Source organism: Porcipelethomonas sp., assembly GCF_051893655.1.
GTDB lineage: Bacteria > Bacillota > Clostridia > Oscillospirales > Ruminococcaceae > Porcipelethomonas.
This window is the reverse complement of record NZ_JBJFHN010000024.1, coordinates 41,946-65,842: the sequence shown is the minus strand read 5'-3', so window position 1 is coordinate 65,842 and position 23,897 is coordinate 41,946. Positions and strand designations below refer to the sequence as shown.

Annotated in this window: 21 protein-coding genes; 12 read left to right on the top strand and 9 right to left on the bottom strand. The window is 38.0% G+C overall.

Annotated features, from left to right (window positions below; translation table 11 throughout):
- Window positions 1-152: 152 nt before the first annotated feature.
- Window positions 153-1,946 (bottom strand): cellulase family glycosylhydrolase, encoded by a 1,794-nt coding sequence (locus ACI4WO_RS01410; protein ID WP_439805771.1) that lies wholly within the window; start codon window positions 1,944-1,946, stop codon window positions 153-155.
- Window positions 1,947-2,222: 276 nt separating this feature from the next.
- Between ACI4WO_RS01410 and ACI4WO_RS01405 the strand changes: the two genes are divergently transcribed.
- From ACI4WO_RS01405 to ACI4WO_RS01395, 3 genes are read left to right on the top strand one after another with little or no spacing between them, the layout of a single operon-like run.
- Window positions 2,223-3,674: an L-aspartate oxidase gene (locus tag ACI4WO_RS01405; RefSeq protein ID WP_439805770.1), complete on the top strand. Its 1,452-nt coding sequence runs from the start codon at window positions 2,223-2,225 to the stop codon at window positions 3,672-3,674.
- Between the two features lie 15 nt (window positions 3,675-3,689).
- A complete protein-coding gene (gene nadC / locus ACI4WO_RS01400; protein ID WP_439805769.1) occupies window positions 3,690-4,532 on the top strand; it encodes a carboxylating nicotinate-nucleotide diphosphorylase in 843 nt (280 codons plus the stop codon).
- A gap of 20 nt (window positions 4,533-4,552) precedes the next feature.
- Entirely contained in the window at window positions 4,553-5,758 is a 1,206-nt protein-coding gene (locus ACI4WO_RS01395) for an AI-2E family transporter (RefSeq protein WP_439805768.1), read from the top strand.
- Window positions 5,759-5,803: 45 nt separating this feature from the next.
- Here the strand turns inward: ACI4WO_RS01395 and ACI4WO_RS01390 are convergent, their stop codons facing one another.
- Both ACI4WO_RS01390 and malQ read right to left on the bottom strand, forming a co-directional pair.
- The gene (locus ACI4WO_RS01390; RefSeq protein ID WP_439805767.1) at window positions 5,804-8,140 is read right to left on the bottom strand and encodes a glycogen/starch/alpha-glucan phosphorylase; all 2,337 of its coding nucleotides are present in this window, start codon (window positions 8,138-8,140) and stop codon (window positions 5,804-5,806) included.
- 22 nt (window positions 8,141-8,162) lie between these two features.
- Window positions 8,163-9,641 carry a 4-alpha-glucanotransferase gene (gene malQ / locus ACI4WO_RS01385; RefSeq protein ID WP_439805773.1) on the bottom strand — a complete coding sequence of 493 codons (1,479 nt, stop codon included), beginning with the start codon at window positions 9,639-9,641 and terminating at the stop codon, window positions 8,163-8,165.
- A gap of 136 nt (window positions 9,642-9,777) precedes the next feature.
- On the opposite strand from malQ, the gene ACI4WO_RS01380 reads away from it, so the two are divergent.
- Both ACI4WO_RS01380 and ACI4WO_RS01375 read left to right on the top strand, forming a co-directional pair.
- A complete protein-coding gene (locus tag ACI4WO_RS01380) occupies window positions 9,778-10,164 on the top strand; it encodes a putative ABC transporter permease (RefSeq protein ID WP_439805766.1) in 387 nt (128 codons plus the stop codon).
- A gap of 254 nt (window positions 10,165-10,418) precedes the next feature.
- Window positions 10,419-11,693 carry an adenylosuccinate synthase gene (locus ACI4WO_RS01375; protein ID WP_439805765.1) on the top strand — a complete coding sequence of 425 codons (1,275 nt, stop codon included), beginning with the start codon at window positions 10,419-10,421 and terminating at the stop codon, window positions 11,691-11,693.
- A 47-nt stretch (window positions 11,694-11,740) separates the two neighbouring features.
- Here the strand turns inward: ACI4WO_RS01375 and ACI4WO_RS01370 are convergent, their stop codons facing one another.
- A complete protein-coding gene (locus ACI4WO_RS01370; protein WP_439805764.1) occupies window positions 11,741-12,154 on the bottom strand; it encodes a bis(5'-nucleosyl)-tetraphosphatase in 414 nt (137 codons plus the stop codon).
- Window positions 12,155-12,394: 240 nt separating this feature from the next.
- On the opposite strand from ACI4WO_RS01370, the gene ACI4WO_RS01365 reads away from it, so the two are divergent.
- A complete protein-coding gene (locus ACI4WO_RS01365) occupies window positions 12,395-13,570 on the top strand; it encodes a lysostaphin resistance A-like protein (RefSeq protein WP_439805763.1) in 1,176 nt (391 codons plus the stop codon).
- 112 nt (window positions 13,571-13,682) lie between these two features.
- Here the strand turns inward: ACI4WO_RS01365 and ACI4WO_RS01360 are convergent, their stop codons facing one another.
- Window positions 13,683-14,684 (bottom strand): PocR ligand-binding domain-containing protein, encoded by a 1,002-nt coding sequence (locus tag ACI4WO_RS01360; protein WP_439805762.1) that lies wholly within the window; start codon window positions 14,682-14,684, stop codon window positions 13,683-13,685.
- Between the two features lie 395 nt (window positions 14,685-15,079).
- Between ACI4WO_RS01360 and fliG the strand changes: the two genes are divergently transcribed.
- From fliG to ACI4WO_RS01330, 6 genes are read left to right on the top strand one after another with little or no spacing between them, the layout of a single operon-like run.
- On the top strand, window positions 15,080-16,096 hold the full coding sequence (gene fliG / locus ACI4WO_RS01355) for a flagellar motor switch protein FliG (protein WP_439805761.1): 1,017 nt from the start codon (window positions 15,080-15,082) through the stop codon (window positions 16,094-16,096).
- 24 nt (window positions 16,097-16,120) lie between these two features.
- Window positions 16,121-18,310 carry a chemotaxis protein CheW gene (locus tag ACI4WO_RS01350; protein WP_439805760.1) on the top strand — a complete coding sequence of 730 codons (2,190 nt, stop codon included), beginning with the start codon at window positions 16,121-16,123 and terminating at the stop codon, window positions 18,308-18,310.
- Complete coding sequence (locus ACI4WO_RS01345; protein WP_439805759.1) at window positions 18,300-18,794, top strand: chemotaxis protein CheW; 495 nt, start codon at window positions 18,300-18,302, stop codon at window positions 18,792-18,794. The genes ACI4WO_RS01350 and ACI4WO_RS01345 overlap by 11 nt, the downstream gene beginning before the upstream one ends.
- 7 nt (window positions 18,795-18,801) lie before the next feature.
- A complete protein-coding gene (locus tag ACI4WO_RS01340; RefSeq protein WP_439805758.1) occupies window positions 18,802-19,611 on the top strand; it encodes a CheR family methyltransferase in 810 nt (269 codons plus the stop codon).
- A gap of 15 nt (window positions 19,612-19,626) precedes the next feature.
- Window positions 19,627-20,670 (top strand): protein-glutamate methylesterase/protein-glutamine glutaminase, encoded by a 1,044-nt coding sequence (locus tag ACI4WO_RS01335; RefSeq protein ID WP_439805757.1) that lies wholly within the window; start codon window positions 19,627-19,629, stop codon window positions 20,668-20,670.
- A gap of 13 nt (window positions 20,671-20,683) precedes the next feature.
- Window positions 20,684-21,193 carry a chemotaxis protein CheW gene (locus tag ACI4WO_RS01330; protein WP_439805756.1) on the top strand — a complete coding sequence of 170 codons (510 nt, stop codon included), beginning with the start codon at window positions 20,684-20,686 and terminating at the stop codon, window positions 21,191-21,193.
- Between the two features lie 50 nt (window positions 21,194-21,243).
- On the opposite strand, the gene ACI4WO_RS01325 is transcribed toward ACI4WO_RS01330, so the two are convergent.
- The 4 genes from ACI4WO_RS01325 to fliY form a co-directional block, all read right to left on the bottom strand.
- Window positions 21,244-21,726 carry a chemotaxis protein CheD gene (locus ACI4WO_RS01325; RefSeq protein ID WP_439805755.1) on the bottom strand — a complete coding sequence of 161 codons (483 nt, stop codon included), beginning with the start codon at window positions 21,724-21,726 and terminating at the stop codon, window positions 21,244-21,246.
- Between the two features lies 1 nt (window position 21,727).
- Window positions 21,728-22,354, bottom strand: coding sequence for a chemotaxis protein CheC (locus ACI4WO_RS01320; RefSeq protein ID WP_439805754.1), 627 nt, complete (start codon window positions 22,352-22,354; stop codon window positions 21,728-21,730).
- Between the two features lie 18 nt (window positions 22,355-22,372).
- Window positions 22,373-22,735: a response regulator gene (locus ACI4WO_RS01315; RefSeq protein ID WP_439805753.1), complete on the bottom strand. Its 363-nt coding sequence runs from the start codon at window positions 22,733-22,735 to the stop codon at window positions 22,373-22,375.
- Window positions 22,736-22,777: 42 nt separating this feature from the next.
- Window positions 22,778-23,897 (bottom strand): flagellar motor switch phosphatase FliY (gene fliY / locus ACI4WO_RS01310; protein ID WP_439805752.1); only part of this gene is annotated, 1,120 nt, incomplete at its 5' end.

The following is a 23,897-nucleotide window of genomic DNA, read 5'->3' as shown; positions in this document are numbered from 1 at the left end:
ACTCATTAATGAGTATGTCTTCAATTTAACGTTTACCCCAGCGTTAAATTAAAATCCCCAATAATCCCTATATCATGGCAAAAAGCTCTCCTTTGGAGAGCTTTTTGTTTTGCTTTTAAAATCCGGTACGGTATGAAGCCGCACCGGATTTTTTAATAATCGCTTAATGTAATACCATTTTCACCAAGAGGAATTTCGTGGTCAAGGCCTACGAATTTTCCGTCCTTCTGCCATAGCACCTCTTTAACAAACTCATATTTTTCCGTATCCCATGTCATAAAATCATCCTTTACAAGTCCGCCAGTGTCGCCGGAATTTGCGTTAAAGCACCAAAAAGTATGATTGATTTTATTTTCAGATATAAGCTGACGAAGATAAGTCATCCATGTAACATTCGGTTCTGTCATATATCCTCCCCATTCTCCGATAAGAAGAGGAGCGATATTTTTGTCCTGAATATAAAACCAGTTGTCATACCAGCAGTCTTCATAAAGAGAATCAAAGGTATAACCGCCCTCAAACCATGGCTGTTCATAAACTGCCGGACCGTAGTCATGGGGAGAATAAACCAGCTTATTCTGATATTTTCCCAGATCCACAGGGTTGTCAGCAACTCCTCTTAAATTTCCTCCCCACCAGTTGAAGAAATAATCGTCCTCGTTCTGGGATTTGAAATCACCGTTTTTCTTTATGTCCCTGGGGTAAATTTCTATTCCCTCTACCATTACAAGTACGTTTGGATTTTCGTCAAGAACAGTATTTGCAGCCTTTTCGGCAATGTATTTCCAGTTGTCCGCATCTTTTGAATCGTCCCATTTAGCTCTTGGGGATTCATTCTGCTTGCCATGTGGTTCGTTTTCAAGATCATAAGCTATTATAGTATCATCGTCCTTGTATCTTTCAGCCATCCATTCAAGACCGTCAAGATAATCCTCTTCAGATATATCTCCGTCAGTCCAGAGCGGTTTCATATGCCCCATGGAATCGGTTACAGCACAGTGAATATCAATCATGATTTTTATTCCGTTTGCTCTGCACTGTCCTATCACATAATCAAAAATTTCAAGACTGTTCATTCCCTCAAGATAGGAATTTGTGGCGTTATTGTAATTGGCTTCAGGATAATTGCCGTTTTCCCAGTTATTGATAAGTTCTGTGGAAATAGGGATTCTTAAAAGATTAAAGCCATGGTCGGCAATACTTGCAAGGGAAGAGTTAAGGTCGCATGCCCATAAACCATCAAAACAGTTTGTTCCGGTGTTGTAACCGAACCAGTTGCAGCCGGTAAGCCATACCTCTTTGCCGTCAGAATCTACTATTTTGCTTCCCTTTACTGAAAGCCAGTCATCAGTTGTGGCAGGAGGAACTTCCTTGGCTCCGGTGTTCTTTACAGCTTCTCCGCCGGAATTACTGCTGTTTTGATTCTGATTTTCAGCTTGTGATACTGCTCCGCCGCCCTTTGACGCTTTGCATACTGCCTTTGACAGGTCAATTTCTCCGGAACTTAAAATCTGAATGCCGAATTCAATTTTTCCGCCCGCTTCAATGACAGAGTTATAATCCTCAGGTGTTATTGATACAGTGGAATTTTCAAGGGAAATGATGCCACCCCAGCCACCGCTTAAAGAACTGTCACTGTTTACCGGAATGCTTACAGACCATCCGTTTACTGCCTCTGTTTCATTGTTTGTAATTGTTCCGTGGTATTCATAACAGGTTTTACCCTCCGATTCCCAGCTGTTGCCAAGTGCCAGAGATATGTCAAGGTTAATTTCATCGCCGGATTCTGAATTTTCAGCCTTAGAGCTTACAGCATCGGCTGATGAAACCGATTCTGTCTGAGAAGAAGAGCTGTCTGTATTATTCCCTGTGCCGCTGTCGCTGCATCCGGGCAGAGATACTAAAAGCGCTGAAAGAATCAGCGGAATTATTCGTGATTTTTTCATGTATTTGCCTCCTTTAAAAAAATCTGTTATCTTAATTATGCCTTAAATAAGTAAAAATGTCAATAATAACATAAAATAAATGTTGTTAAATAGGGGCGAATATTGAAAAAATTTAGTGAAATTTAATAGTGACAATATCTCACGTAAATGGTATAATAGAATAAGTATAAGCAGTTCCGGTATGAACCGGAAAATACTGCTCCTCAAAAGAACAGCAGATAAAATTATGAGGATTAGTATAAGTAAAAAAACATAACAGAAAGACCGGGATTCAATATGCCTAAAAATTATGATGTTATTATTGCCGGATGCGGAACGGCGGGACTTTACGCAGCTATCAATCTTCCTTCGGAACTTAAAATTCTTATATTATCAAAGCGTGAACTGCTTTTATGCAATTCTGCCCTTGCACAGGGAGGTATTGCCGGGGTTTATAATTCACCAAATGACAATATTCAACTGCATCAGAATGATACAATGATTGCAGGCGGATTTAAAAACAATACTGAAACGGTGCATATTCTTGTGTCAGAAGCTGCCCGTGACATAGAAACACTTATCAGTCTTGGGGTCGATTTTGACAGGACTCCTGACGGAGAGCTTCACAGAACTCTTGAGGGCGGACACAGCCGTCACAGAATTTTTCACCATAAGGATGCAACCGGCTTTGAAATAGTATCAAAGCTTCTTGAAAGGGTTAAAACATTGCCTAATGTGGATATAATGGAAAATACATATCTTTGCGGTGCCAGGAAAACGTCAACGGGCTTTGCTGTGGATACATGGAAGTATGAGGAGCGCAGGACTTTTAACAGTCACTTCCTTATATTTGCTACCGGAGGTATCGGAAGAGTATATGAATATACCACAAATTCTGCCATCGCAACAGGCGACGGAATTACTGCCGCTTATGAAATGGGTGCGGATATTAAAAACTTAAGCCTTGTTCAGTTTCATCCTACGGCATTTAATAATAAGCATACAAGAGAATGTTTCCTGATTTCTGAGGCAGTAAGGGGAGAGGGTGCATACCTTCTCAATAAAAACGGCGAAAGATTTATGCATAATTATGATGACAGGCTGGAACTTGCCCCCAGAGATGTTGTTTCTCATGCTATAATACTCGAAAGCAGAAAACTGGGTTCGACAGATTTTTACCTTGATATTACAAGGAAAGATCCGGAATTTCTTAAAAATCGTTTCCCGATGATTTACAAAAATCTTCTGGATCAGGGATATGACCTTACAAAAGACAGAATACCGGTATTTCCGTGTCAGCACTATCTTATGGGAGGAATTAATGTTGACAGTTTTGCAAGAACCAAGGTTGAAGACCTGTATGCGGCAGGGGAATGCTCCCATACCGGAGTTCACGGAAATAACCGTCTTGCAAGCAATTCCCTTCTGGAAGCACTGGTATTTTCAAGGCGTGCAGCATCTGATATAGCAAAGAAAGCCGCAAATATGAAAGATGAATTTGAAGACTATGAGTTTGAGGTTAATAATGATGCTCCTCCGATTCCTCATGGATTCAGAACGGAGATTCGCCATATTATGCAAAACAGCTATTTTGTAATACCTGATAAAAAAGCAGCTGTTGAAGGCTTTGAGCGTATCAAAGAAATAAAGCATGAACTGACAACCGGAAATTATCTTGTTAACCCGGATTATATTGAAGCTAAATCACTTGCAACTGTGGCTTACCTGATTTTGAAAGAAGTTATCTGAAAGGAATAAAAATTTATGTTAAATCAGATGTATATTGACAATATTATTAATACTGCTCTTACAGAAGATATAAATTATATAGATGTTACAACTGACAACCTGATTGACGACAGTCATATGAGTCAGGCGTATTTTGTGGCTAAGGACAGCGGTATTCTCTGCGGTATTGATATCGCCGCAAGAGTTTTCGACCTTGCCGGAGGAAATGTCGAAAAAGAAATTCTCCTGAAAGACGGAACAGAAGTAAAGAAAGGCGATATTATTGCAAATTTCAGGGGCAGTACAAAAACACTTCTTAAGGGTGAAAGAACTTCTCTTAACATTTTGCAGCATATGTCCGGTATTGCTACAGCTACAAATAAATGCGTAAAGCTTGCAGAGGGGACAAATGCTAACATTACTGATACCAGAAAAACACTTCCGGGACTTCGTGCATTGCAGAAGTACGCTGTAACAGCAGGCGGAGGAAGAAACCATCGTTTTAACCTTTCAGACGGTGCAATGCTTAAGGATAATCATATTGATGCATACGGTTCTATAACCGCAGCCGTTTCCGCTTTGCGTGAAAAGGCAGGACATATGCTTAAGATTGAGGTTGAGGTTCGTACATTTGAGGAACTTCATGAGGCTTTAGACTGCGGATGCGAAATAATAATGCTTGACAATATGAGTCCTGAGGACATGAAAAAGGCAGTTGAAATAACTGCCGGACGTGCAAAGCTTGAAGCATCAGGCAATATTACCCTTGATAATTTAAGAGAAGTGGCTCTTACCGGAGTTGATATTATTTCTCTTGGCGCACTTACCCATTCAGTAAAATGCTTTGATATTTCTATGAAAATAAAAACAGCAGAATAGTCTTTTGACAAGGAGGGTTTATGCAGAAAAAGTTTTCCTTTAAAAATAATCGTCTTGCAAAAACAATTGTTTGCAGTGGCCTGATACTTATAGTGTCGGCATTTATAATAATAAGATATGAGGGATTTTTCTCAGCAGTCTCCAAGGTTTTGAATATTTTCCGTCCGGTTATTATCGGAGGAGTAATTGCTTTTGCCCTTAATCGGCCTATGAATTTTTTTCATGTAAAATACAGGCAGATTTTTGCCGCTGTAAAAAATTCTTTCAGAAAGAAAAAATATGGTAAAAAGGTTCATATGGTATCCGGCAAAGCACCATTTATAATGGCATGTATTACCACATATCTTGTAATGTTTGCAATAATTATAGGAATAGTCTGCTTTATTGTTCCGCAGATTTCAGAAAGTGTTGTACTTTTCGGAGAAAATTTCAGCGGATATGCCAATAATCTTATGAACTTTATTGAATCCAACAGGTTTAACATAACCGCTTTCATTGACGATAAAATTGATTTAAATAAGCTGGTTGAAAAAGCAGATGATATTATTTCAAATATTACAGACTATATTCCGAACTTTTTAAGCAAAACTGTTGATATAACTTCAAGTATAATAAACGGTACTATAGATGTGGTTGTTGGATTAGTTTTCTCAGTATATATTCTTCTTGACAAACAAAGACTTAAGAAAAGTGCAAAGATTCTTACTAAAATAATACTCAAAAACAAATATGAAAAATTCGAGAAAATTATAACATTAGGTTATGATACTTTTTCAAATTTCATAAGCGGTCAGCTTATGGAAGCGGTTATTCTGGGAGTTTTGTGCTTTGTGGGAATGACTATTTTCGGATTCGATTATGCTCCGCTTATCAGCGTGATTATTGGTATTACCAATATGATTCCTATTGTCGGACCTATTTTCGGAACGATACCCGGTGCATTTATTCAGCTTCTTGTCAATCCTATAAAAGCTGTGTGGTTTGTGGTATTTATTATTGTGATTCAGCAGATAGATTCCAATCTCATATATCCGAAGGTTGTGGGCAATTCAATTGGTCTTCCGGCACTGTGGGTACTGTTTGCGATTACTGTAGGCGGCGGTATCGGCGGTGTTCTGGGAATGGTTCTGGGTGTTCCTATTGTTTCGATTATTTATACTCTGGTAAAGGAAAAAATCAGAGACGCAGAAAACGGAGAGTATGAGCTGAACAGTAAAGATACGTGAAAAAATAAAATCAGCCATGGATTATCCATGGCTGATTTATTATATTCAGATTTCAACTTTACCAATATGCCAGATATTTTCCGCATAATCATTAATTGTTCTGTCAGAGCTGAACTTTCCGGCATTGCACATATTAAGCCACATCTTTTTGCCTATATACTTTTTGTTGCTGAAATCTGCAATGCAGCGAAGCTTTACGTCCATGTAGCTTTCAAGGTCACCCAGAAGATAATAATTGTCAGGAGAATGCCATGAAGCGCCGTCAGTAAGGGAGAAGTAAAGCTCTCTGAAATATCCTGTACCTCCGTCTGAAACCGTACCGTCAATAAGAGTCTGGACAACACGGCTGATTTTCGGATTTTCTGATAAAAGCTTTCTGCTGTTGTATTCCGGCATGATTTTTTTCAGTTCTTCAACTCTTGCACCGAAAATATAATTGTTTTCTTCACCGGCTTCCCTTACAATCTCAATGTTTGCACCGTCATAAGTACCCAGAGTGACAGCACCGTTTAACATAAGTTTCATGTTTCCGGTACCAGAAGCTTCCGTACCAGCTGTTGAAATCTGTTCAGAAATATCAGCTGCCGGAATCAGTTTTTCAGCATAGGAAACATTGTAATTGGATACAAACACAACTTTAATGTATTTTCTTGCTTCTTCATCATTGTCAATGAGCTTTGCGATTTCGTTGATGTATTTTATAATCCCTTTTGCACGGCGGTATCCCGGAGCAGATTTAGCACCGAAGATAAATGTTACCGGATTCATGTTTTTTATTTCTCCGGATTTAATACCGAAATAAATATAAAGTATTGAAAAAGCATTAAGAAGCTGACGCTTATATTCATGAAGTCTTTTTATTTGAATATCGAAAACGGAATCCGGATTTATCTGAATTCCCTCTGTTTTAAGAATATAGTCAGCTAAAATCACTTTGTTTTCTTTTTTGATATTCATAAAGCGGTTTATAACTTCTTCGTTGTCAGCATATTTTTCAAGTTCTTTAAGTCTGTCAAGATCGTTTATCCATTGGTCAGTACCCAGAAGTTCAGTTATCTGACCGGAAAGAGACTTGTTGCACAGTGCAAGCCAGCGGCGCTGAGTAATACCGTTTGTCTTGTTCTGGAAGCGTTCCGGATAAATTTTATACCAGTCAGCAAGAACAGTGTCCTTGAGAATTTCTGTGTGAATTTCCGCAACACCGTTAACATAGGAAGAGCAGTAAACAGCCATGTCCGCCATGTTTACAAGACCGTTTCTTATTATTTTGATTTTTTCAATTTCTTCAGTAGTTTTGCCCTTTTCGTACATTTCAGACATAAGCTTTTCATTGATCTGGAGAATTATTGAATAAACCTCCGGCAGAAGCTCTTCAACCAGTCCGCATTCCCATTTTTCAAGAGCTTCCGGCATTACAGTGTGGTTTGTATAGTTGAATACCTTAACTGCAATTGAGAAAGCCTTATCGAAGTTAATTCCGTTATTGCGGAGTATTCTGATTAATTCAGGAATTGAGATAACCGGATGAGTATCATTTAACTGAATAGTAATGCTGTCAGCGATATTTTCAAGTGTTCCGAAACGCTCGAGATGCTTTTTTGTAATATCCTGCAATGAAGCACTGCAGAAGAAATACTGCTGTTTTAATCTCAGCTTTTTGCCTTCACGTGTATCGTCATTAGGATAAAGAACTCTTGAAATATCTTCAGCAGCAGTTTTTTCAAGACTTGCTTCAACATATTTCTGCTGATTGAACAGATTGAAATCAAATTCATTTATTGCTTCTGACTGCCATAATCTCAGAGTGCTTATATGACTGGTCTTGCAGCCGAATATTGGCATGTCATAAGGCACTGCCTTTACAGTCTGACCATTGAATTTAACTTCAACAATATCATCTTCATTTCTTACAGACCACGAATCGCCGTATTTTGTCCAGTTATCAGCAGTTTCAGTCTGAAAACCGTTTTCGATTCCCTGCTTGAAAAGACCGTATTTATATCTTATTCCATATCCGTCAAGAGGAAAATCAAGGGTTGCGGCACTGTCTAAAAAGCATGCAGCAAGACGACCCAGACCACCGTTTCCCAGAGCAGCGTCTTCAATTTCCTCCAGATCGGAAAGACTTCTTCCCATTTCATTTAAAACTGCTTCTGTATCGTCATAAAGACCCAGACACAGAAGATTGTTGTAAACAGCTCTGCCCACAAGGAATTCCATTGAAAAATAACATGCACGTCTGCTGTGGTTATGAGCATTTTTGGATTTGTCCCAATTGTCTTTGGAATATTCAATAACTGTTTTGCCGATAACATTATGAATTTCCTGAGGAGTTTTGCAGTCTTTAAGGGCTGATCTTAATTTTTCTTTGTATTGTTCCATAAATTTTCTCCTTATAAATAAATTATCTGTTATACATTTTATTCAGTTTCAGAATGCGTTTAGAAAGCTTATCTGTGAAATCACTTTCTTGAGTTCTGAACTGCCAGTTGCCGCCGAGGGTTGACGGGGTATTCATTCTGCATGATGCGTCGGAATCAAGAAAATCCTGCATCTGTGCTACTGCGATTTCTGCAACACTTCTCCATGCTTCTCTTATGATACCTTTTGGAATATCCTTTTTCTTTTTTGCATTTGTATATGCCATGCAGCATTTAAGAGTAGATGACGACTGTGATGAAACCCATCCTTTAAGGGTTTCGTTGTCATGGGTACCGGTATAAGCCACACAGTTTGATGACTGGTAATTATGCGGAAGATGTTCATTATCACTTCCGTCACCAAATGCGAACTGTAAGACCTTCATTCCCGGATAGCCGACTTCGTCAAGCATTTGGCGTACATCATCAGTAATAAAGCCTAAGTCTTCCGCAATAATATTAAGCTTGCCCAGACTTTCTTCAGCAGTTTTGAAAAGTTCTGCCCCAGGACCCTTTCTCCACTCGCCTTTTTCAGCAGTTTTACTTCCGTAAGGAATTGCATAGTAGCTTTCAAAACCCCTGAAATGGTCGATTCTTACAATATCGTAAATAGACGCAGAAAATTTCAGTCGGTCGATCCACCATTTATATCCGGTTTTTTTATGGTATTCCCAGTCGTAAAGAGGATTGCCCCACAGCTGACCGGTAACTGCAAAATCATCCGGAGGACATCCGGCAACATCCTTAGGCTTTTTGTTTTTGTCAAACAGGAAAAGCTCCGGAGAAGCCCATGCTTCAACGCTGTCATAGGACACATATATAGGCATATCCCCGATAATTTCAACGCCCCTGTCATTGGCATATTTTTTCAGATTATTCCACTGTCTGAAAAATTTATACTGAATAAATTTAAAAAATTCTGTTTCCTTTTCAAGATCTTTTGAAGCCTTTGCAAGAGCATCCTTGTCCCTCATGGCAAGCTTTTTATCCCATTCATACCATGGTTTGCCGTTGTTTTTGAATTTAAGAGCCATAAACAGTGCATAATCATCAAGCCAGAAGCTGTTTTTTTCTGTAAAGTCATGATATTTTTTGGAAATATCACGTTTATAGGTTTTATAAGCCTGTCTTAAAACCTTGAAACAATTCTGATAAATCAGGCTGTAATTTACCTGATGGTCGTTATCCTGCCATTTTATTTCCTCATAATCGGATTTTTTAATAAGTCCTTCACGCTTGAGGGTTTCAAAGTCGATAAAATAAGGATTACCTGCATAAACAGAAAATGACTGATAAGGCGAATCTCCGTAACTGGTAGGTGAAAGAGGCAGGATCTGCCAGCATCTGACTCCGGAACTCACAAGGAAGTCCACAAAATCGTATGCAGATCTTCCCATTTTTCCTATTCCGTAATTGGAAGGCAGACTGGATATATGCATTAAAATACCGCTTTTTCTCATAATTTTCTCCGTTCCGCCGCCATTATACAGCGGCATTATAAAAATTATAATAAAATGTGAATTTTTCACAGAACCGACATATAATATGTATAAATAAGTTTTGCTGAATACATAATAAATCAGGTAAGGAGGTGTCAGCTTGAAAGGATTAGGTACACGTGCCCTGGTTTTCCTGACCGGCTGTTTTGTATACAGTTTTCTGGAAATTGCATCCAGAGGCTTTACACACTGGACAATGACTCTTACAGGGGGATTTGTTCTGACAATAATTTATGAAATGCATGTCAGGCTTAAAAATACTCCTCTGTGGCAGAAATGCCTTCTGGGATCTCTTATAATCACCTCTGTCGAGTTTACCATAGGGGTAATTGTCAATATAGTGCTTAACTGGCATGTATGGGATTATTCTGATATGCCGTTAAATATTTTAGGGCAGATATGTCTTCCCTTTACCGTATTATGGTTTTTCTTATGCATTCCGGCAAATTTCGTCTGCAAAGGCATAAGCCGCAGGCTTGAGGAATAAAAATCATTCTAAAAATCTCATACAAATTTATTATAACATTATTTATCGGTATTTATCAAGAGAATTTGACTTTTTTTTATTCATCACATGCAACAGTAATTTTCTTTTTTCAGGCTAGTGATTTTACATCTGTTTATATTTTTGGGGATAATTATAAAAAAACGGCGTTTTCTCTTGAAATACCGTTTTTTTTCTGATATAATGTAATGTGTATGCTTGAGGCATACCTAAAATTATTGAAAAGAGGAAAAAAAATGCCTGCAAATATTGTTGTCGGAACTCAATGGGGTGACGAAGGCAAAGGAAAAATCATAGATATTCTTGCTTCACGGGCCGATGTTGTAGTTCGTTCACAGGGCGGTAACAACGCCGGACATACTGTTGTTAACAATGGTGAAACATATAAGCTTCATCTTATTCCATCCGGTATTCTTTATCCGGATAAGCTTTGTCTTATCGGTGCCGGTGTAGTTCTGGATCCTAAAGATTTTACAGGAGAGCTTAAGTCCCTGCAAGACAGAGGAATTTCAACAGCAAATCTGAAAATTGATCCGAGAGCGCATGTGGTTATGCCATGGCATATTATTCTTGACGGACTTTCAGAACAATTCAGAGGAAATTCTGATATCGGAACAACCAAAAGAGGTATCGGTCCCACATATATGGATAAATATGAACGCTGCGGAATCAGGGTATATGACCTTGTTCATCCGGAAGTTTTTGCTCAGAAGGCAAGATCCACAGGTGCTCTTAAAAACAAAATCATAACAGAAGTTTACGGCGGTGAAGCTGTTGACATAGAAGCTGTTATCAAAGAATATAATGAATACGGAAAAATTTTAGCACCGTACGTTGACGATGTTTCCGTTCTGACATATGATGCCGACAAAGCCGGAAAAACAATAATGTTTGAAGGTGCTCAGGCAACTTTACTTGATATAGATTTCGGTACATATCCTTATGTTACTTCATCTCATCCGCTTTCTGCCGGAGTATGCGTGGGAACAGGTGTGGGTCCGAGAATGATCACAAATATTATCGGTGTAGCAAAGGCTTATACAACAAGAGTCGGAAAAGGTCCTTTCCCTACAGAGCTTGATGATGAAATCGGAGATAAAATCAGAAATGTCGGCGGTGAATTCGGAACTACTACCGGAAGACCAAGAAGAACCGGATGGTTTGACGCTGTTATAGTAAAACACTCGGTAAGAGTAAACGGTCTGGACGGGCTTGCTATCAACAAGCTTGATACACTCTGCGGTCTTGGAACACTGAAAATTTGCGTAGGCTATAAAATGCCTGACGGAAGTGTCATCAATAACTTCCCACCTGCTCTTGAAGAGCTTGCAGGCTGCGAACCGATTTATGAGGAAGCAGAGGGCTTTACAGAGGATATTACAGGATGCAGAACCTTTGAAGAACTTCCTGAAAGCTGCCGTAAGTATATTAAGCGTCTTGAAGAACTCTGCGGCTGCCGTATTGTAATGATAGGCGTAGGTCCTGACAGAAGCCAGATTATTGAAAGATAATCTGCAATAAAATTACTCTGAGTAAAAAAGAGTGCAGCCTTTTACGGTTACACTCTTTCTTTTATAGCAGCTTTTGCCTTGTTTACAATCACTTTATCATTTTCATAAGTTAATATGTTGACAGCATATCCCACATCTACCCATCTGATTTCAGAAATTTCCTCTTCCTGAGGAATAAAATCGAAATTTTTTGCTTTGGCGAGAAAATAAACTACAACCTTTTGGGTATCTTTTTTAGGGGAGTATGAAACTGTTTCCCTGAATGTGGGATCTAAAACGACATCGATTCCGGTTTCTTCCATGATTTCTCTCTGGGCAGTTTCAAGCTCAGTTTCATTGCCTTCAACATGACCTTTAGGAAATGACCAGTGTCCGCTGTTGACATGCTTTATAAGCAAAATTTCAGTATTTCCGTGAGATTTGCGATAAACAATCGCCCCGCAGGATTTCTCATGAAGCATATTTTATATCCTTTCTGATTATTTTATTTATTGATAATATAATTGTCCGATATGCAAACAAGCAAATTTTTGGTTTGCATATCTGCAAGGACATCTGAATATATATAATAATTATTGCATTTATTATATCATATTTTTTCGGCTTTGTCCACAACTTTTCTTCGATATTTATTTGACTAACTGTCAAAATTGATATATAATTAATATTAAAACGAAATTCTTGTAATAAGGAGGAGTATTATGGAATATTTTGACAATGAATCAGAAGCAGAACAGTTTGAACAGGATGCCAGATACCATGTATATAACAAGCAATTTGTAAAGCCCATTGATCCTCATAATCCTTTTGATAATCCCACAGAAAATCCGGATTATAATGACGATTACGGAAAGCTTGTTCCACAGATTTCAATTGAAGGCTGTGAACTGCCGTTTATGCCGGGTGATGAAGAAAAAAAGAAGATCAGACATTTTTATAATGTCGCCGGGGGAGGAATCCTGATTCACATCGCATCGGCTTATGTTATTGCAAATGTTCTTTATTTTATTGTAATGGCAGTGATTATGAGTATAAACGGTATCAGCTTTTCTGAGTTGTTTTCCGGCGGTGCGGATAAAATTTCAGATATGATAAACAATTCTTCAATTTCCTCCGGAATTACACTGATAAGTTATCTGACAGCAAATCTCCTGGCATTTTATGCTGGATGCAGGTTTGCTGATATAAAGACTAAATCGCTGTTTAAAACTACTGATTTCTCACTGGCAAATATTATACAATATATTGTTATAGGCTTATTTATCCAGCGTCTGGCAGCACTTGCAATAACAATACTTTATCAGCTCCTTCCGGGAACTGATCTGATCGGTAATTCTCAGGTCGTAACATACACAAGCTTTAAGGCAATGGCAATATCAGTATGCTATACATGTATAATTGCTCCGATTACCGAGGAACTTTTTTACCGTGGATTTGTAATGAAAACTCTTTCCCGGGTAAGTCAGCGGTTCGGCATTTTAATCAGTGCTTTTTTCTTTGGGATTTCTCATGGAAATGCCGCACAGTTTGTTCTTGCATTTTCTTTAGGAATTTTCATGGGATATATTGATGTCAAGCATAATTCTGTTATCCCTTCGATGTTTGTGCATTTCTTTGTAAATTCCTTTGCAACGCTTTCGGGAGTCATTGATAATTATGCCGGAGAAGAATCTCTGATAACAGCATTGATGGGATTTGCTGCGGTGGTATTGTTTATTGCAGGAATAGCGGCATTTATTATATTCTGCCGGAAAAATACTTTTCCGAAATCGTCAATACATCAGAAATTCAGATGCGGAAAAATTGCTTTTACATCTCCTGCAATTATAATATCTGCGGTTATATATATAATTGCTTTTATCAGTATTACGTTTTAAGCATATATTGTGCTATGCCTGTATGTTTTTACTGAAGTGCAGAATAATATTTTTGACAAATTTACTTTTAAAATATCAAAACCCGTCCGGAAGGACGGGTCTTCTTTTAATATTATAACATTTGCTTAAGTATTGTTGAAAATTCTTCTATATTTGCCATACATTCAGATAATAGTTTTTCAGTATTTCTAACCTGACTGTCGATTTGCTTTGTAAAATCTCCGATAGACTTCATTGCATTTTCTATTTTATCTGCGGAAGCCTTGCTTTTGTCGGCAAGATCTCTTATTTCCTGAGTTATAACACCGAAACTTTTTCCGCTTTCCTTTGCACGGGCGGCTTCAATATATGCATTGAAACCAAGAATTCTCGTGTTCATGGCGATATCCTGAATGATTTTTACTGTTTCATTTGTGGAATTTACTTCTGAGACAGATTGTTTTGAAATATTTTCAAGCAGAGCGAATTCTGAACGCAGCTTGTCCATATTGTCGGAATTCTGATTTATAAGACCTTCAGCATCATGAATTTTTGCAATAAGACTTTCGTTGAGACTGGAAAGACCGGAATTATTTTGATTTGCCACATAATTGCTGTAGGCAATTTTTGAAAGTACATTGGCAATAGTGCATAAAAAGTCAGCAGCCATATCTATCTGGTGTTTTGGAAGAACTTTCACCTTTCTTACAGCTCTTACGTATTCATCCGGATTTACACCTATTTCAGCAGCGTATTTTCTGATTTTTTCTTCATCCGGACGTTCAGTCAGAACCTGTCCGCCGATAAATGAACCGATAAATTTTCCGTTTACCATGATAGGAGCCGCAAAATCAACAAGTCCGGCATGGCAGTAATATGTAGATGATTTTCCGGTATACATCGTATTTTCTCCGCCCTGCTTATCACACTGCTCGCATCTTTTACAGCCTGTATTGGATTTTCGTGTCAGTTCCATACAGAAATCGGTAAAGTTGCTTCCTTTAGTTACTGCTGTTCCGTCTGCATCTGTTGTAAGAGCTGCCATGCCTGTTGTATTTGAGAAACCGTCCTGAATATCCTGTAAAGTTTTGACATCAATAAGATCGGTCAGCTTTAAGTTATCTAAATCGTTCATTATACGTCCTCCGCTTATTTTATTTAAGACGTTTTTACCAGAACGCCTTAATACCCGTTAATATTATTTTATGCGATTTGTGGGAATTTGTCAATAGATTTTGAATTATTTGTTAAAATTACTTTGCTGTATTTTACATAAAATACTTGACTTTGTTAAAAACAATTTGTATAATATTAACAGAGGGGTTATTGCTTTTTATTTGGATTTTTTATAAGTTATTATTAATTATGCTGTTTTTGCAGGTTATTTTGAATAAAATGCATTCAGGCAAAACATTTTCCGGATAGTGGATTTATCGGTGATTAATCGGGAATAGTATTGTCAAAATCAGAAAAATATGATATAATTAAATTTACAAAATAAAATGCATAAACTTCCGGGGAGGAAAATAAATGAAACGACCAGCGCCTTCAGATGAACAGGTAACTGCCGCCAACAAGGCCGCTGCTTTTATGGTGGCATTAGGCGAAGAAACTGCGGCAGAGATATATAAATATTTGGATGATGATGAAGTAGAACAGCTTTCGCTGGAAATTGCAAGTATTGACAGTTTAAGTCAGGATGAGATTAAAGCAGTCATGGATGAATTCTATGAAATTTTTATTGCTCAGAAAATTTCAGCCGAAGGCGGTCAGCAGTATTCTATGAATGTCCTTACAAACGCATTCGGTAAGGAAAAGGCTAAAATGATAATGCAGAGGATTCACGATTCCAATCGTGCATTTGAATTTTTGAAGAATGTGGATTATAAAACCATTCTGACTATGCTTTCAAATGAGCTCCCGCAGACTATTGCGCTTGTACTTACTCATATTAATTCAAAAAAATCTGCACAGATTATAGCAGAATTTCCTAATGATATTCAGGTTGAAATTTTCAAAAGAATCGCAGATATGGACAGTATTTCCCCGGAAATAGTAAGAAACGTTGAGGAAATAATGTCTGAAAAGCTAAGCTCAGTAGGTTCTGTTGACATGGTTGAATTCGGCGGCGTCAATTATCTTGCAGACGTTATGAATAATCTGGATATGCAGACAGAAAAAACTATTATGGAAGAACTTAATGACTCTGATCCGGAACTTGTTGATGAGATCCAGAAAAGAATGTTTGTATTTGACGATATCGCATTTCTTGATAACCGTGAAATTCAGGCATTCCTCAGAGAATGTGACACAAAGGATATTACAGTTGCCCTCAAAGCTGCCAACCCGGAGGTTACAAAGGTTATTTTCAGCAATATGTCCCAGCGTCAGCAGGAAACAATCAAAACCGATCTGCAGTATCTGCACAACGTGCGTATGCGTGATGTTGAAGACGCACAGAGAAAGATTATTGCTACAATAAGAAGACTTGAAGAAACTGGAGAAATCGTTATGTCCAAGGGCGGACTGGACGAGATAATTCCTTAAAAAATAAACAGGCAGGTGTAATTTATGAGCAGATTTGAACCAGGTATGGAAAGCATGGTGGACATGTTTATTTATGAGTCCACATCATTGCTGGAACAACTTGATCAGATTATGATCAAAACAGAAAGCAACAATAAATTTGATGAAGAAGATATTAATGAAATTTTCCGTATAATGCACACTATTAAGGGCAGTTCTGCTATGATGGGACTGAACAACATGTCAACCCTTGCCCATAGTATTGAGGACATGTTTTTCATTATACGTGAGGAAAAGCCGGTTATAGATTCAGTGGAAACCCTTTACGATCTTGTATTTTCATCATCAGATCTGCTTAAAGCCGAGATCGATTCTCTTCAGGATGACGATTCAGAACCTACGGATTTTACTGACCAAATAAATAAAATTGAAAATTTTGTTACATATCTTAAAACCGGAAAAATGCCCGACGATACTAAAGAAGCCGGAGCAAACAATCCGCCGGCAGATGCCGGGGCAGATTCTAAAGACGCTTCGGAAAATAAAACTGAAACAATGTCAGCTGCTTTGAAAATACGTGTATTTTTTGAAGATAACTGTGAAATGGAAAACCTCAGGGCATTGCTTCTTGCCAATAAAATTTCAGAGTATTGCACAGAGCTTTCATATGAACCGAAAAATATTGAAACAGATTCATCAACTTCCAAAATAATAAACGAAAAAGGATTTCTTCTGACAATTAAAGCACCGGAAGAAAGTTATCAGCATATTTACAGGGAAATTGAAGATTCAATAGATGTAAAGTCATATGAAACAGTAGAAGATGATGGGGATCATGCTGAAAAGGAAGTCCATGATGAGAAAACTGCTCCGGAGACACAGGAAAGCAAACCTGCCGATGATGCACAACAGGCAGTTAAACAGGAGAATCTGACACCTGCTGCTGAACCAAAGCCTCAGCAGCCACAGGCACAGCCGGCAAAGAATGCTCCGGCAGCACAGTCACAGGAAGAGATAAATAATAAGCTTGCACAGAAAAATAAACATGTATCAAAAGGAAAGCAGAGCCTTATAAGCGTAAATCTTAATAAGCTTGATCAGCTTCTTGATATGGTTGGTGAAATTGTAATTGCAGAAGCTATGGTTACTTCAAATCCTGATCTGAAAGGACTTAAACTGGAAAACTTTCAGAAGGCTACCAGAGAACTCCGCAAGCTTACAGACGAACTTCAGGATATAGTAATGTCTATCAGAATGGTTCCTCTTTCTGGCGTATTCAACAAGATGACAAGAATTGTCAGAGATATGAAGGTAAAGCTTAACAAAGATGTAAATCTGGTATTTGAAGGGGAAGAAACGGAAGTAGATAAAAGCATTATTGATAACCTGAATGATCCTCTTATGCATATGGTAAGAAATTCTATGGATCATGGTATTGAATCCAGTCAGGAGGAACGAATTGCCAGAGGAAAGCCCGCTCAGGGTACAATTACTCTTGCAGCATATAATTCTTCCGGAGAAGTTATAATTGTTGTATCTGATGACGGTGCTGGTATCGACTGCCAGCGTGTTATGGAAAAAGCCAAGGCTAACGGACTTCTTACAAAGCCGGAAGAGGAATATACTGAAAAGGAAATATTCAATATGGTCATGCTTCCGGGATTTTCTACTAATACCGAAGTTACTGAGTATTCCGGACGTGGTGTCGGTATGGACGTTGTAAGACAGAGTATTGAAAAAATCGGCGGTACTGTTTCAGTAGACAGCAAATGGGGAGAGGGAACAAATTTCATTATAAAAATCCCTCTGTCACTTGCAATTGTTGACGGTATTGAGGTTTCTGTCGGTTCTTCAATATTTACAATACCAATAAATTCTATAAAAGAATTTATTAAACTTAAAGAAAATCAGCTGTTTTATGATACTTCAAAGAAGGAAATTGTTAAAATACGCAATAAATGTTACCCGCTTATCAGACTTCACGAATTTTATGGTCTGGAACCGGCATCGGATAATATATATGACGGTGTTGTGGTGCTTGTAGAAGCCGAGGGAAAGAGCGCATGCATACTGGTGGATGAGCTTATAGGCGAACAGCAGGTCGTTGTTAAGCCGTTTTCTCCTATGTTTAACCGCTATAATATAAAACAGCAGGGTATGTCGGGATGTACTATACTCGGCGATGGAAGTATTACAATAATTCTTGATGTCGGAAATATTATAAATGACAATTGACAGTGGGGTGAGAAGTATGGCAAATGAAGGTTACAGTCAGCCGGTCAAAAGCGAATTTAATACAAACGGTGGACAGATTCTTTTATATTATATAGATGATGTGCTTTATGGTATAGAAATACAGTATGTTACAGAAATTATAGGCGTTCAGCCTATAACTGTTGTTCCGAGAGTTCCTGATTTTATAAAAGGTGTAATTAATATCAGAGGTAAGGTTGTACCAGTAATTAGTATAAGACATAAAATAAACCGTCCGGAAATACCTTATGATGACAAAACATGTATAATTGTAGTTGAACTGAACGATCTTACTGTGGGTCTTATTGTAGACAGAGTCCGTGAAATAACAACTGTTCTGCCCACGGATACATGCTCTGCACCGGATTTTAAAAATGTAAATGAGAATCAGTATATTCAGAGTATTATAGATTCAAACGGAGAAATAAAGCAGCTTCTTGATATAAACAAGTTAATTTTGGAGTAATCACATTATGAATGTAAAAATTACGGACAGCGAATTTAACAGGCTTGTTAAATTTATGCATTCAACTTATGGCATTGATCTCAGCAGAAAGCGTACTTTAATCGAGGGAAGACTTTCAAATCTGATAGTTCAGAAGGGATTTGCAAATTATAATGACTATCTGGATTCGGTTTTCGCTGATAAAAGCGGTATGGAAACAGTTACGCTTGTAAATAAGCTTACAACTAATCATACATATTTTATGCGTGAACCACAGCATTTTGACTTTATGAGGTCGGTTTTTCTGCCATATATAGAAAAGAATGTTAAGGACAGAGATGTAAGGATATGGTGTGCTGCATCCTCATCCGGAGAGGAACCGTATACTATTGCTATGACAATTGATGATTATTTCGGAAGCAGAAGAACGGGATGGGATCTCAGAATTCTTGCCACGGATATATCAACCAATGTTCTTCAGAAGGCAAAAAATGCTGTATATTCTGAGGAGTCTTTGAATGCAATTCCCCATAGCTGGAAATCCAAGTATTTTATAAAAAAAAGCGATGGAACATATCAGGTTGTGGACAGAATAAAAAAAGAGGTCATATTTAAACAATTTAATCTTATGGATAATATTGTTTATAAAAAACCATTTGACCTTATTTTTTGCCGGAATGTTATGATTTACTTTGACGCACCTACTAAGGATGCTCTTGTTGAACGGTTTTATGATGTCACTAAAAAGGGCGGATATCTTTTTATAGGTCATGCAGAAACAGTTTCAAAGAAGTCAAGATATACATTTGTTCAGCCGGCAATATATCAGAAAAAATAGACGGGGACATAAATTATGCTAGAAAAAAAAATTAAATTGCTTATTGTAGATGATTCTATTTTCTTTCGTGAAACACTGGCTAAGTTTTTTGAAGGGGATAAAATAATTGAGGTCGTGGGCAAGGCAGGCGATCCTTATGAAGCAAGAGATAAAATAGTTGAGCTTCGCCCGGATGTTATTACACTTGATGTGGAAATGCCTAAAATGAGCGGTATTCAGTTTTTGAAAAAACTTATTCCGCAGTATCCCTTGCCTACAGTTATAGTTTCGTCTGCCCCGATTAAGGCATTTGACGCTCTTGATGCCGGAGCAGTTGACTATGTAAAAAAACCTCTGATAAAAAATCCGGGAGATATGCAGGAGTTTGCAACAGAACTCAGAAATAAGGTTATAACAGCATCACAGGCAAAGGTGATACAGAAAAAAAATACCTTTCAGGCTGCAAGCCGTGGGACATCTGCTAATGTTATAAGCGATGCTGCTCTTGCAAGAAATTCCAATACCGTTATCGCAATGGGTGCATCAACAGGAGGAACTGAGGCGCTGCAGGTTGTACTTACTTCAATGCCGGCAAAGTGTCCGCCTATCGTTATTGTTCAGCATATGCCGCCTGTGTTTACAAAAATGTTTGCTGAAAGACTTAACAAGCTTTGTGCTATTGAAATCAAGGAAGCCGCCAACGGAGACAGACTTAAAAACGGCTGTGCACTTCTGGCTCCGGGAGATTTTCATATGGGACTTCATAAAGATGCCAGGGGATATTATGTTAAGATTGAATCGGGTGAAAAGGTTTCCGGACATCGTCCGTCAGTTGATTTTTTGTTTAAAAGCGTTGCCAGATGTGCCGGCAAAAATGCAATAGGCGTTATTATGACGGGTATGGGTTCCGATGGTGCGGAAGGTATGGTGGAAATGCATAATCAGGGTGCATATACAATAGGACAGGATAAGGAAACCTGTGTTGTATATGGTATGCCAATGAGCGCATATATGCGTGGAGGATGCACCGTTCAGGCTCCTCTGGATAAAATAAGCAGTATGATCTGCAAACAGCTGTAAGGAGGTTTTGACAATGAGCGATATCTTAAACAGATTTCATAAGCAGGATGAGCTTGATGAAAATGAGACAAATGAAACCAGTGAAAAGTATCTTACTTTTTTAATTGATAAGCAGTACTATGCGTTTCATATAAATGATGTTCGTGAAATAATTGAAATGCAGGACATTACTCCTGTGCCTGAATTTCCGGAATATGCAAAAGGCATTATTAATCTCAGGGATTCGCTGATTCCTATAATTGATGTTCGTCTTCGTTTTTGTAAAAATGAAATGGATTACAATGAAAGAACATGTATTATAATTCTGAATCTGAAAGAAATTGAAGTGGGATTTATTGTCGATACAGTAGACGAGGTTATTGATATTGACAAGTCAGAAATTGCTCCGGTTCCTAAGCTTTCGGATGTTAAAACAAGAAAATTTATTGATGGTGTGGGAAAAACTCCCAAAAAGATCGTTATGATATTAAATGCTCAGAAAATGCTCAATGATGAGGAAATAAAAAGCCTGGAGCTTGAATGAAAAAAGTTTAGGTTAAGACCTTTAAAAAGTCTTAACCTAAACTTTTACTTTTATAAATTTACAACGCCTTTATTTACAGATTTGACCTGCATGACTCCTGTTTCAACATTAAAAAAAACTGTTCTGCCATAGTCCAGCCCCGTATCTTCAGCAATAATTCTTATCCTGTATGATGCCAGAATTTTTTTTACCGCTTCAACGTTGCGTTCACCTATATTAAATGATTTAAGCTTTGTCTGGAACATTTGTGCACCGCCGGCGATTTTTGCCGTCATGCATGTAAGCTGTGCGCCTTTTCTTTGCATTGTACTGATAAGTTCGGAAATTCCTGTGTCAGCATATCTTCTGAGATTGTCAGAAGCATTAGATGCTTCCTTACTGTTCGGAAGCATTATATGAGCAAGTCCGCCGATATTGTGAGTTTTGTCCAGCAAGCATATTCCAACACATGATCCCAAAGCATAAGTAGCAAGGACTCCGGGCGGTTTTGTCACATTCAGATCGGAAATTCCGACATTGATGAGATTGAGCATTTTACATTATTCCCAGCCTTTCAAAAATTTTGTTCAGGGAATCCATTTCGGGAACAAGAATCATATTGCTTTTTACTTTACCTGTGTTAATTCCTATTCCAAAGGAATCATCAATAAACAGTACCTTATTTCCGACTTGTGCAAATTCAATTGACGGTACGCTTAAAATTGCGCCTGCCATATCAATGCATATTGAAGGTGTAGAAATATTAATAGAAAGGGAAGTCATTGCCGACAAAGCATTAACATAAGCTCCAGCCATAATGTTTCCGATTTCACTGAATGCAGATATCGACATTTCATCCAGATCATCAAAAGATGTAAAATCCTTGTTGAAAAATACTTTCATTACATTTTTAATAAGATCATTATCAAAAATGTAAAGAATCATGCCGTTTACATCTCCGTCCATTTTTATAAGCAGTCCCATAACTATATTCTCCGGACCGCCTACATAATCGGCAACTTCGTTGAATCCGAGAATCCTTACATGAGGAACGTTGATATCAATTTCCTTGCCCATGAACGAAGCCAGTGCAGTAGCAGCATTTCCGGAACCGATATTTCCCAGCTCAGTAAGCACATCGACATGCATTGCGTCAAGTTCGTCTATATTGTTAAATGCCATATTTTTCTCCCATATAGTTTATCCTAAAACTTTGCTTACTGCCTGAATAATTCTGTCAGGCTTGAAAGGTTTTACGATAAAGTCAAGAGCACCCAGCTTAATTGCTTCAACAACCATTGCTTCCTGACCCATTGCAGAACACATAATAATTTTAGCTGATTTGTCTGCAGCCTTTATATCTCTCAAAGCTTCAATACCGGTTTTATTCGGCATGGTTATGTCCATAATTACAAGATCAGGCTTTTCAGATTCATAAAGCTTGCATGCAATTTCGCCGTCAGCAGCTTCAACAATATCTGTGTATCCGTTTTTGGTAAGGGAATCTTTAACCATCATTCTCATGAAAGCCGCGTCATCCGCTACTAAAATTTTTTTACCCATAATATAATTTCTCCTTTATTTTACTGAATGTTATATATATATTCAATTGACAATTTCAGTTATTCTTATTGCAAAATTGTCATCAACAACAACAACGTCTCCTCTTGCTATGAGATTTCCGTTTACCATAATATCAACAGGTTCATTTGCCAGTGTATCAAGTTCAATAACAGTACCCTTTGTGAAATTTCCGACTTCTTCAATACTTTTCTGAGTTGAACCTATTACTACTGTAACGTCCATAGGAACATCCAGAAGGGAATTCAGATTTTTGTATTGCTTTTCTGTAAGGAATGAAGTCGGATCCGGTTCATCCTCAAGAGAATCTATATGATATTCCTGAACATTAAGATTTTTTCCTGCTGTTGAATTATTGTTTATTACACGGCTCTTTGGCTTAGGAGGCTTAGGCTTTTCCGGTGCAGCCTTTGGAGCATTTTCAGGTTTTGCAGCTTCTACCTTTGATTTTTTCGATGATTTCTTTGCTGGTTTTACCTCTTCTTCCTCTTCTTCACTTGAAGAATCCGAGTAGTTGTCCAATTCGGAAGAATAGCTTGCAATCACCTTATCTGCCAATTCATTAGCCAGATCGATTGAAAGCATTGTAACAAAATGGCTGTTCATAATACCGTCTATGGTAAGATCGAATGATACCATACACGCATAATCATCGCTTTCTATATTATTCAGGGAAAGTATATCCTCGTCTGACTCTATAACAACTGCTTCAGGAGTTGAGATATCAGTAGGAGTATTTATAATTTCCGAGAGAGTAGTTGCAGACGCACCCATCATCTGGTTCATGATTTCGCACACAGCTGAAATATTCATTTCATCAAATACAAAATCATCTGTTACAACCGGAGGCATACCCATAAGCTGATTTACCATGAGCTGTACATCGCTTTGCTTAAGTACAAGAACTGAAGCACCGTGTATACCCTTGATATAGTCAATTTTTACGCATATTGAAGGATCCAGATCCTTAAAACTGAAATGACTGGCCTTGTTTATGGACACCTTAGGAGTTGTAATCCAGACTTTTGCGTTCATGAAGTTTGAAAGAGCAGTAGCCGCCGAGCCCATCATAATATTCTGGATCTCGCCAATAGCGTCCCGCTTTGCATCGCTCAGTACTGAACTGAAGTCATCGTCATCATCG

Bases quoted from the DNA above. Each gene is read 5' to 3' on its own strand.
- ACI4WO_RS01405 (WP_439805770.1), top strand. From the start codon at position 2,223: ATGCCTAAAAATTATGATGTTATTATTGCCGGATGCGGAACGGCGGGA.
- ACI4WO_RS01315 (WP_439805753.1), bottom strand. From the start codon at position 22,735: ATGGGTAAAAAAATTTTAGTAGCGGATGACGCGGCTTTCATGAGAATG.
- ACI4WO_RS01395 (WP_439805768.1), top strand. From the start codon at position 4,553: ATGCAGAAAAAGTTTTCCTTTAAAAATAATCGTCTTGCAAAAACAATT.
- ACI4WO_RS01340 (WP_439805758.1), top strand. From the start codon at position 18,802: ATGAATGTAAAAATTACGGACAGCGAATTTAACAGGCTTGTTAAATTT.
- ACI4WO_RS01370 (WP_439805764.1), bottom strand. From the start codon at position 12,154: ATGCTTCATGAGAAATCCTGCGGGGCGATTGTTTATCGCAAATCTCAC.
- ACI4WO_RS01320 (WP_439805754.1), bottom strand. From the start codon at position 22,354: ATGGCATTTAACAATATAGACGAACTTGACGCAATGCATGTCGATGTG.
- ACI4WO_RS01330 (WP_439805756.1), top strand. From the start codon at position 20,684: ATGAGCGATATCTTAAACAGATTTCATAAGCAGGATGAGCTTGATGAA.
- ACI4WO_RS01390 (WP_439805767.1), bottom strand. From the start codon at position 8,140: ATGGAACAATACAAAGAAAAATTAAGATCAGCCCTTAAAGACTGCAAA.
- ACI4WO_RS01360 (WP_439805762.1), bottom strand. From the start codon at position 14,684: ATGAACGATTTAGATAACTTAAAGCTGACCGATCTTATTGATGTCAAA.
- ACI4WO_RS01345 (WP_439805759.1), top strand. From the start codon at position 18,300: ATGACAATTGACAGTGGGGTGAGAAGTATGGCAAATGAAGGTTACAGT.
- fliG (WP_439805761.1), top strand. From the start codon at position 15,080: ATGAAACGACCAGCGCCTTCAGATGAACAGGTAACTGCCGCCAACAAG.
- ACI4WO_RS01335 (WP_439805757.1), top strand. From the start codon at position 19,627: ATGCTAGAAAAAAAAATTAAATTGCTTATTGTAGATGATTCTATTTTC.
- ACI4WO_RS01350 (WP_439805760.1), top strand. From the start codon at position 16,121: ATGAGCAGATTTGAACCAGGTATGGAAAGCATGGTGGACATGTTTATT.
- ACI4WO_RS01325 (WP_439805755.1), bottom strand. From the start codon at position 21,726: ATGCTCAATCTCATCAATGTCGGAATTTCCGATCTGAATGTGACAAAA.
- ACI4WO_RS01410 (WP_439805771.1), bottom strand. From the start codon at position 1,946: ATGAAAAAATCACGAATAATTCCGCTGATTCTTTCAGCGCTTTTAGTA.
- ACI4WO_RS01365 (WP_439805763.1), top strand. From the start codon at position 12,395: ATGGAATATTTTGACAATGAATCAGAAGCAGAACAGTTTGAACAGGAT.
- nadC (WP_439805769.1), top strand. From the start codon at position 3,690: ATGTTAAATCAGATGTATATTGACAATATTATTAATACTGCTCTTACA.
- ACI4WO_RS01375 (WP_439805765.1), top strand. From the start codon at position 10,419: ATGCCTGCAAATATTGTTGTCGGAACTCAATGGGGTGACGAAGGCAAA.